This window comes from uncultured Oscillibacter sp. (assembly GCF_910587525.1).
Classification (GTDB): Bacteria; Bacillota; Clostridia; order Oscillospirales; family Oscillospiraceae; genus Oscillibacter.
On the sequence record NZ_CAJULS010000096.1, the window covers coordinates 1 to 8,964 of the forward strand.

Annotated in this window: 8 protein-coding genes; all 8 read left to right on the plus strand. The window is 58.3% G+C overall.

Features of this window, described 5'->3' with window-relative positions; translation table 11 throughout:
* Nucleotides 1–209 precede the first annotated feature (209 nt).
* Nucleotides 210–518 carry a hypothetical protein gene (locus QZ326_RS09190; protein ID WP_295744287.1) on the plus strand — a complete coding sequence of 103 codons (309 nt, stop codon included), beginning with the start codon at nucleotides 210–212 and terminating at the stop codon, nucleotides 516–518.
* A gap of 139 nt (nucleotides 519–657) precedes the next feature.
* A complete protein-coding gene (locus QZ326_RS09195; protein WP_295744290.1) occupies nucleotides 658–1,344 on the plus strand; it encodes a metallophosphoesterase in 687 nt (228 codons plus the stop codon).
* Between the two features lie 101 nt (nucleotides 1,345–1,445).
* Nucleotides 1,446–2,939: a trigger factor gene (tig, locus tag QZ326_RS09200; protein ID WP_295744294.1), complete on the plus strand. Its 1,494-nt coding sequence runs from the start codon at nucleotides 1,446–1,448 to the stop codon at nucleotides 2,937–2,939.
* 214 nt (nucleotides 2,940–3,153) lie between these two features.
* On the plus strand, nucleotides 3,154–3,738 hold the full coding sequence (locus QZ326_RS09205) for an ATP-dependent Clp protease proteolytic subunit (RefSeq protein ID WP_295744297.1): 585 nt from the start codon (nucleotides 3,154–3,156) through the stop codon (nucleotides 3,736–3,738).
* A 21-nt stretch (nucleotides 3,739–3,759) separates the two neighbouring features.
* Nucleotides 3,760–5,079, plus strand: a complete 1,320-nt coding sequence (gene clpX / locus QZ326_RS09210) for an ATP-dependent Clp protease ATP-binding subunit ClpX (RefSeq protein ID WP_295744300.1) — start codon at nucleotides 3,760–3,762, stop codon at nucleotides 5,077–5,079.
* Nucleotides 5,080–5,146: 67 nt separating this feature from the next.
* Nucleotides 5,147–7,549, plus strand: coding sequence for an endopeptidase La (gene lon, locus QZ326_RS09215; protein WP_295744303.1), 2,403 nt, complete (start codon nucleotides 5,147–5,149; stop codon nucleotides 7,547–7,549).
* A gap of 21 nt (nucleotides 7,550–7,570) precedes the next feature.
* Nucleotides 7,571–8,170 (plus strand): ribosome biogenesis GTP-binding protein YihA/YsxC, encoded by a 600-nt coding sequence (yihA, locus tag QZ326_RS09220; RefSeq protein WP_295744307.1) that lies wholly within the window; start codon nucleotides 7,571–7,573, stop codon nucleotides 8,168–8,170.
* Between the two features lie 139 nt (nucleotides 8,171–8,309).
* Nucleotides 8,310–8,964: S-layer homology domain-containing protein (locus QZ326_RS09225; protein ID WP_295744310.1), on the plus strand; the 655-nt coding region annotated here is incomplete at its 3' end.

Below are 8,964 nucleotides of genomic sequence, written 5' to 3' on the forward strand. Positions count from 1 at the left end.
GAGGGGAGAGATAGTGGCGAAGGTCGAAACACTGTGACGCAGGTGGGCATGGTGCACACTGGGGCTGTGGGACCTGGAGATAGGCCTGTCAGCCGCCTTGCTGCTCCTGACTTGTGTTCGGTTGAAGATGGAGAGTCTCTGGGCCGCCGGACACGCATATCTGCGGCCAGCCTTTCATCTTTGACGATGAGATGTAGGAGGGACCTTGTATGCAAAGACTGAAACGAAAGTATGCAAAGCTGTTCTGGGCCCTGTTCTGGGTATTCTGGGGCCTGGAGGCCGCGGCTTGGGCACTGCGGCTGGCGGGGGAAAACTACCCGGGACTTTTGGCTGCGGCCAGCTGGATCACGATCCTGGCATTTCTTCCCCTGTTGGGGGCGGGGCTGCTCTGGCGCTTTTGCCTCCAGTGTCCCAACTGCCGTGACCGGGGGCGGAGCGGCTCTGTCCGGCTGAATCCAAAGAAAACGGACTGCTGCAAGAGCTGCGGCCAGCCCATTTTGTTTGACGATCAGATTTGACCTCGTCTCTTGCAAATACCATTTTCAATGTTACCGCTGTTACCGCTTTGGTTTGGATGACTGCAGGACTACCTAAGCGGGCTAAAATTCGTTTGGCTGTTTTTCTTTATAAGAAAAGTAACAGAAGGGAGGGGCACATATGGCCCTCTACGCCATCGGGGACCTTCACCTCTCTCTGGCGGTGGACAAGTCCATGGAGGTTTTCGGCCCGGCCTGGGAGAACTATGTCTTCCGCATTGAGGAGGGACTGTCTGTTCTGAGACCGGAGGATACTCTGATCCTGGCCGGGGATACCTCCTGGGGCATGACCCTGGAGGAGGCGGAGGCGGATTTCAAATTCCTGGACCGCTTCCCTGGGAAAAAGTACCTCATCAAGGGAAACCATGACTACTGGTGGACCACCGCCGCCAAGCTCTGCCGCTTTTTTGAGGAAAAGGGCATCCGCACCCTGGACATCCTCCACAACAGCTGCGCATTTTATGGGGACTATGCTGTCTGCGGCACCCGGGGCTGGTTTCTGGAGGAGGACCAGAAGCCCCACAACGCCAAGGTTTTAAACCGGGAGGTCATGCGGCTGGAGACATCTCTGGCGGCGGCGGAGGAGAGGCCCATTCTGTGCTTTCTCCACTACCCGCCCCTGTATCAGGGCTACCAGTGCCCGGAGATCCTGGCCATGCTGGAGAAGTACGGCGTTCAAAGCTGCTGTTACGGCCATCTTCACGGCCCCGCGATCCGCCGCAGATGGGAGGGAGAGCGGTGCGGAACGGACTTTTCCCTGATCTCTGCCGACTATCTGGGGTTTGCACCAAAAAAAATCTGCGAATAGTGGAAAATTAGTTGAAAAAAGGCTGGTAATTTCAAAATTCTTCTGGTAGAATATATACTCGCACCGGCGTGGAGCCGGCGATGAACGGAGGAGTAGACAACATGAGTGTGAAAAGCTGTGAAAAGATCGAAAAAAGCCAGGTCGCTCTGACCATCGAGGTCGGTGCGGAGGCGTTTCAGGCCGCCGTCGAAAAGGCGTATCGGAAGATGCGCGGAAAGATCAATATGCCGGGCTTCCGTCCCGGCAAGGCCCCCCGCAAGCTCATTGAGCGGATGTATGGCGCGGAGGTCTTTTACGAGGAGGCCATCAATATTGCGTTCCCCGATGCCTATGAGGAGGCCGTGAAGGAGCAGGAGCTTCAGGTGGTGGGTTACCCGGCGGTGGAGCTGGTGGGCGATGCCACGGGCGACGGCTTTACCTTCAAGGCCATTGTCCCCGTGTATCCCGAGGTCACCTTGGGCGAGTACAAGGGTTTGACCGCGGAAAAGGAAGAGGTAAAGGTCTCTGCCGCCGATGTGGACGAGCGTTTGAAGCAGCTCAGCGACCGGAACACCCGTCTGGTGTCCGTGGAGCGGGAGGCCAAGGAGGGTGACACTGCCGTTATCGACTTCGACGGCTACCTGGACGGCAAACCCTTTGACGGCGGCAAGGGGGAGAACCACAGCCTGGAGCTGGGTTCCCACAGCTTTGTCCCCGGCTTTGAGGAGCAGGTCGTCGGTATGAAGGCCGGCGACGAAAAGGACATTGACATCACTTTCCCCGAGGACTACCACGCGGACCTGGCCGGCAAGGCCGTGGTTTTCAAGGTCAAGTGCCATGAGGTCAAGGAGAAGGAAGTCCCGGAGATGGACGACGAGTTCGCCAAGGATGTCAGCGAGTTCGACACCTTGAAGGAGCTGAAGGCGGACCTGAAGAAGAAGATTTCCGAGGAGCGCCAGAAGGCCGCTGACCGGGAATTTGAGGACGCACTGATGACCAAGGTCGCTGAGGGCATCACCGCTGAGATCCCTGACGCTATGGTGGAGAATCAGGCCCGGCAGTTTGTGGAGAACTTCAAGATGCAGATCACCCAGCAGGGCATTCCCTATGACCAGTACGCCCAGATGACCGGCATCACAGAGGCCAAGCTCTTGGAGGACGCCAAGGAGCCCGCCTTGCGTCAGGTGCGGATGGATCTGGCCCTGGCCGCCGTTATCAAGGCCGAGAATATCGAGGCCTCCGACGAAGAAGTGGAGGACGAGTTCAAGAAGCTGGCGGAGCAGTACGGCATGGACTTGGAGATGGTGAAGAAGTATGTCCAGGCTGACCAGGTCAAGGACCAGGTGATCAGCCGCAAGGCTGTGGCTGTGGTGGTGGACAGCGCCACTGCCGTGAAGCCGGAGAAGAAAACTGCCAAGAAGGCTGCGAAGAAGGCGGAGGACAAGGATGAGGCCGCCGAGGGCGAGGAGAAGCCCAAGAAAGCGGCTAAGAAGACTGCCAAGAAGGCTGCCGAGGGCGAAGAGAAAGCCGCTAAGAAGGCCGCCGACGATGAGGAGAAGCCCGTCAAGAAGAGCACAAAAAAGGCTGCGAAGGAAGCTAAGAAAGAGGAAGAATAATTTCCGCTTTACATCGAAAACGGCCCCTGCCCGGCGGTCTTTACAGTCTGCCGGGGTGGATTTTTGAAATTGTTCATTGATTCGACACATTCTCTCATGGTGCTCGTGGTATCATGGGAGAATGGTTTATTGGGCAGTTTTCGGGCGGGTGCCGCCTTTTGGCGGAGTTCGGAGGGCCGTGAACAGCCCCACAAAAGATCGGAGGTTTTCAAGTATGAGTTTAGTCCCCTATGTTGTGGAGCAGACCAGCCGGGGAGAGCGTTCCTATGACATTTTTTCCCGATTACTGAATGACCGTATCGTGTTCCTGGGCGAGGAGGTCAACGCCACCACCGCCAGTCTGGTGGTAGCTCAGCTGCTGTACCTGGAGGCCCAGGACCCGGACAAGGAGATTCAGTTCTATATCAACAGTCCCGGCGGTTCCGTTACCGATGGCATGGCCATCTATGACACCATGCAGTATGTCAAATGTGACGTATCCACCATCTGTGTGGGCATGGCGGCCAGTATGGGCGCGTTTCTGCTCTCCTCCGGCGCCAAGGGCAAAAGGTTCGTGCTCCCCAATGCGGAGATCATGATCCACCAGCCCTCTGCCGGCACCCAGGGACAGATCACCGATATGGCCATCCACCTCAAGCGGCTGGAGACCATCAAAAAACGGATGAACCATATCCTGGCGGAGAACACGGGCCGTTCGGTGGAAGAGGTCACCGCCGCCTGTGAGCGGGATAACTTCATGAGCGCCGAGGAGGCGCTGGAGTTCGGTCTGGTTGACCAGATCATCACAGCCAGAAAATAAAGCGAGACTGAGGGTATTACCATGAGTGACGACGGCAAGAAGACGCTGCGGTGTTCCTTCTGCGGCAAGCATGAGCAGCAGGTCCATCGTATGATCCAAGGGCCCGGCGTGCGGATCTGCGACGAGTGCGTACAGCTGTGCATGAGCATTCTGAATGACGGATTTGAGGATGTGGACTCCAATCCTTTGGAGGACATTCCGGATCAGCTGCCTACCCCCCGGGAGATCAAAGACGTGCTGGACCAGTACGTTATCGGCCAGGACGAGGCCAAGGTGGCGCTGTCCGTGGCGGTTTACAACCACTATAAGCGTATCTTTTTCGGCGGTGACGAGGATGTGGAGCTGCAAAAGAGCAATATTTTGATGCTGGGTCCCACGGGTTCCGGCAAGACCCTCTTTGCCCAGACCCTGGCCAGAATCCTGAAGGTTCCCTTCGCCATTGCCGATGCCACCACGCTCACTGAGGCGGGCTACGTGGGCGACGATGTGGAGAATATCCTCTTGCGCCTGCTCCAGTCTGCGGATTTCGACGTGGAACGGGCTGAGCACGGTATCATCTATGTGGACGAGATCGACAAGATTGCCCGGAAGAGCGAGAATACTTCTATCACCCGGGACGTCTCCGGCGAGGGCGTGCAACAGGCGCTTTTGAAGATCGTGGAGGGTACTGTGGCCAACGTGCCGCCTCAAGGCGGCCGAAAGCACCCCCATCAGGAGTTCATTCAGGTGGACACCCGGAACATCCTTTTCATTTGCGGCGGTGCCTTTGACGGACTGGATAAGATCATTGAAAAACGCCTGGATCAGAAGAGCATTGGCTTCGGTGCCAACATCCAGGGCAAGAAGGACAAGGATTTGGATAAGATTCTCCATGAGGTGCAGCCCCATGATATCCTCAAATTCGGTATCATTCCGGAGCTGGTGGGCCGTTTGCCGGTGATTGCGCCGCTGAATGCGCTGAAGCGGGAGGATCTGGTGCGAATTCTGAAAGAACCCAAGAACGCCTTGGTGAAGCAGTACCGGAAGCTGCTGGAGTACGATGAGGTGGAGTTGGTATTCGAAGAGGAGGCCTTGGAGGCCGTGGCTGACAAGGCCATTGAGCGCAGCATCGGCGCCCGGGGCCTGCGGGCTGTGATGGAGAATCTCCTGACCCAGATCATGTACGACATCCCCTCAGATCCCACCATCGTCAAAGCGGTTATCACAAAGGACTGCGTGGAGGGGAAGGGAGAGCCCCAGCTGACTCGGGACCCCAACAAGATCAACTACTCTGTAAAACTAAACACCGGCAAGGGCGAGAAGCTGCGCTCCGGCGGCTCTGCTCCGCGGTCGGCGTCTTAAGAAAAAGAGGGAGGGGACGCACTGCGGCCCCTCCTCTTTTTCCGCTTTTCCCTGAAAGGAGAACGCCATGGAACCCATTACCATGAATATTCCCGTCCTAGCTCTGCGGGGGCTGACGGTTTTTCCCCATATGAACCTGACCTTTGACGTGGAGCGCCGTGTCTCCATTGCCGCCCTGGAGCGGGCCATGGAGGCGGACCAGGACATCTTTCTGGTGACCCAGCGGGAGGTGGGCGTGGATATACCGGGGGAGGGAGATCTGTACGAGATCGGCACAGTATCCCACATCCGGCAGATCCTGCGGCTGTCGCCCCATGCGGTCCGTTGCGTGGTGGAAGGCCGCCAGCGGGCACGGCTGCGCCGCCTGTGGCAGGCGGACCCTTACCTTCAGGCTAATGTGGAGCTCATTGAGGAGTCCGGCGCCGTCCGGCGGGGGCCCCGGATGGAGGCTATGCTGCGCCAGGCATGCAGCCTCTTTGGCGAGTACGCGGGGCTGGTGAACAGCCTGCCGGAGGAGGTCATCGCCAAAGTGATGGACTGCCAGGACCCCGGGTATCTTGCGGACTTCATTGCCCAGAACATCAACTTGCGCTACACCGATAAGCAGGAGATTCTGGAGGAGATGGTTCCCTATGTGCGGCTGCGGAAGCTCAATGGTTTCCTGGCCAGGGAGTGTGATGTGCTGGGCTTTGAGCATGAGATGGAGGGCAAAGTCCGGGATCAGCTGATTCGTACCCAGAGAGACCAGATTCTGCGGACCCAGATCCGGGTGCTGCAGAGTGAGCTGGGGGAGGACGATGAGGATGACGAGACCGATGTCTACCGTCAGAAGATCGCGGAGCTGCAGTTGGCGGAGGACACGGAAAAACACCTGATGAAGGAGGTCAGCAAGCTGGCCAAACAGCCTTACAGCAGTGCTGAAGCCGCCGTCATCCGGAACTATCTGGATGTGTGCCTGGAAATGCCCTGGAACGAGACCACCCGGGAGCGGATCAGTGTGGAGACTGCCCGAAAAGTGCTGGAAAAGGACCACTACGGCCTGGAAAAGGTGAAGGAGCGGATTTTGGAGACCATTGCTGTCCGGCAGATGAATCCGGAGGGCAAGGGACAGATCATCTGTCTGGTGGGTCCCCCCGGCGTAGGTAAGACCTCCATTGCAATCAGCGTGGCCAAAGCTCTGAACCGGAAGCTGGCCCGGCTCTCCCTGGGCGGGGTTCGGGACGAGGCGGATATCCGGGGGCACCGGAAGACCTACATAGGCTCCATGCCTGGCCGGATTATCGAGGCCATCAGCCGGAGCGGGTCTATGAATCCCCTGCTTTTGCTGGATGAGATTGATAAGCTGGGCAGCGACTACCGGGGCGACCCGGCGGCGGCCCTTTTGGAGGTGCTGGACAGTGAGCAGAACCACGCCTTCCGGGACCATTTTCTGGAAATTCCGGTGGACCTGCGGAAGGTGATGTTCATCACCACCGCCAACACTACGGATACCATCCCCAGACCCTTGTTGGACCGCATGGAGGTCATCCAGCTCTCCAGCTACACCGACGAGGAGAAGGTGCAGATTGCCCGGCGCCACCTGTTGCCAAAGCAGCTGGCGGAGCATGGATTGAAGAAGAGCGCCCTGCGCATCGAGGACGATGTGCTTCGGGCTATCATTCGGGACTACACCCGGGAGTCCGGCGTCCGGAAGCTGGAGCGGCGGCTGGCCGCCATCTGCCGGAAGGCGGATATGCGGCTTTTAGAGCGCAATGCGAAGCGGATTACTGTTACAGAAAAGGACCTGCCGAAGATGTTGGACTGCCAGCCCTATCCCCCTGCCCTCCACACGGAGCGGGAGGAGATCGGCGTGGTGAACGGTCTGGCCTGGACGGAGAATGGCGGCGAGATTTTGGAGGTAGAGGTGCTGGCCTGTGACGGTACCGGTAAGCTGGAGCTCACCGGAAATCTGGGAGACGTGATGAAGGAGTCCGCCCAGGCGGCCCTGAGCTGTCTGCGGAGCCGGGCGGCAGTGCTGGGTATTGAGTCCGATTTCTGGAAAGAAAAGGATATTCATGTCCACTTCCCGGAGGGAGCCGTGCCTAAGGACGGCCCTTCCGCCGGTATCGCCGTGGCCACGGCCATGCTCTCCGCGCTGACGGACCGGAAGATCCGGGCTGGTATCGCCATGACTGGGGAGGTTACTCTGCGGGGCCGGGTGCTGCCCATTGGAGGGCTGAAAGAAAAAACTATGGCGGCTCTGCGGAACGGCATTGGTACTGTGCTGATCCCCCGGGACAACCAGCGGGATCTGGAGGAGATTGACCAGACCGTTCGGGCGGCCCTGCGGTTTATCCCAGTGGAAACGGTGGACGAGGTGTTTGCCGCGGCCATCTGTCCGGCCCGGGCACTTGTGCAGGAGGAAGAGCTCCTGCCGCCGCTGCCGCCTCTGGGCCGGGAACAGGCTGGGGAAGCCGCATTGCGGCAGTAGACCAGAGAAGGAGAGGAAAAAATGCCCCTGAATTTTGGAAAGGTGGAATTTGTCCGTTCCGCTGCTTCGTCGGAGCAGTTTCTGCGGGATGGGCTGCCCCAGTTTGCCTTTGCCGGGCGGTCCAATGTGGGCAAGTCCTCAGTAATCAACCGTCTTGTGGGGCGAAAGAACCTGGCTTATGTGGGTTCCTCGCCGGGAAAGACCACCCAGATCAACTATTTTCTGGTGGACCGCCGAGCTTATCTGGTAGATCTGCCCGGCTACGGCTATGCCAAGGTCAGCCGGACGGAGAAGGAGCGCTGGGGCCGGCTGATGGAGCGATATTTTCAGGACGAGGGCGGTTTGATTACTGCCGGGGTTCAGATTGTGGATATTCGCCATAAACCCACAGCAGACGATATGACCATGCACGCATGGTTTCGGGAGACCGGCTGTCCGGAGATCGTGGTGGCCAACAAGCTGGACAAATTGAAGCGCAGCCAGGTGGAGCCGGCGCTGATCATGATTCGGGAGACGCTGGAGCTGACAGAGGCCGATTCCCTGGTGCCCTTCTCAGCAGAGAAGGGCATGGGCAAGGAGGTGCTGATTCAGCTTTTGAATCAGGTCTGTGAGAATCCATAATTTGGAATCTTATAAACGGCTTCATGCCTATTGCAATTTTGGAAATCATTTCGTATAATAAAAAAAGAGAGAGAAAGCGGGACGCGAGGATTCTCACGTCCCGCTTTACACAAACATTATGGATGGGAGCGGAAGGTCTATGAAAAAGCGGATGATTGCGGTATTGCTCATATTTGTCCTCGTTGTGGGGACAGCTGTTCCTGCAGCGGCGGCGGGCACGGGATTTTCTGACCTTCCCGCCGGATATTGGGCCGGAGAGGCGATCCGGAACGTGGCTGGGAAGGGCATTGTCTCCGGGTATCAGGACGGAACCTTCCGTCCTGCGCAGAAGGTGACCAATGCCCAGTTTGCCGTGTTCCTGGCCCGGGCGTTCTATCCGAAGGAGGCCAAAGCCTATGAGGACCAGGGCTATGGAGGTTCTGCGCCGTGGTATTGGGCCAGCATGGCGGCGCTGCGGGATCACCGCATACTGGAGGGCACTGCTATGGGCCGGGATACCGGTTGGCCGGAGCTGGGCTGTGATGGTGAGTATGTTACCCGGTACGATATGGCCCAGCTGGCCTATAACATCATGCTGGACTATGAGCAGACCGGCAGCGAAGTGGAGCGGGAGGTCGTCCACCTGCGGGTCGGGGACTGGAGTGAGATTCCGGAGAGTTATCAGGACGCGGTGACCGCATGCTATGTGCTGAGGGTTCTGCGGGGCCATACCGATGGAGATTTTGACGGAGCGGCCCTGATGACCCGGGCTCAGAGCTGTGTGGTGATTGACCGACTTGGAAAGGGCCTGGGTG

Coding starts and splice junctions, on each gene's coding strand:
- QZ326_RS09190 (WP_295744287.1), top strand. CDS start 210: ATGCAAAGACTGAAACGAAAGTATGCAAAGCTGTTCTGGGCCCTGTTC.
- QZ326_RS09195 (WP_295744290.1), top strand. CDS start 658: ATGGCCCTCTACGCCATCGGGGACCTTCACCTCTCTCTGGCGGTGGAC.
- tig (WP_295744294.1), top strand. CDS start 1,446: ATGAGTGTGAAAAGCTGTGAAAAGATCGAAAAAAGCCAGGTCGCTCTG.
- QZ326_RS09205 (WP_295744297.1), top strand. CDS start 3,154: ATGAGTTTAGTCCCCTATGTTGTGGAGCAGACCAGCCGGGGAGAGCGT.
- clpX (WP_295744300.1), top strand. CDS start 3,760: ATGAGTGACGACGGCAAGAAGACGCTGCGGTGTTCCTTCTGCGGCAAG.
- lon (WP_295744303.1), top strand. CDS start 5,147: ATGGAACCCATTACCATGAATATTCCCGTCCTAGCTCTGCGGGGGCTG.
- yihA (WP_295744307.1), top strand. CDS start 7,571: ATGCCCCTGAATTTTGGAAAGGTGGAATTTGTCCGTTCCGCTGCTTCG.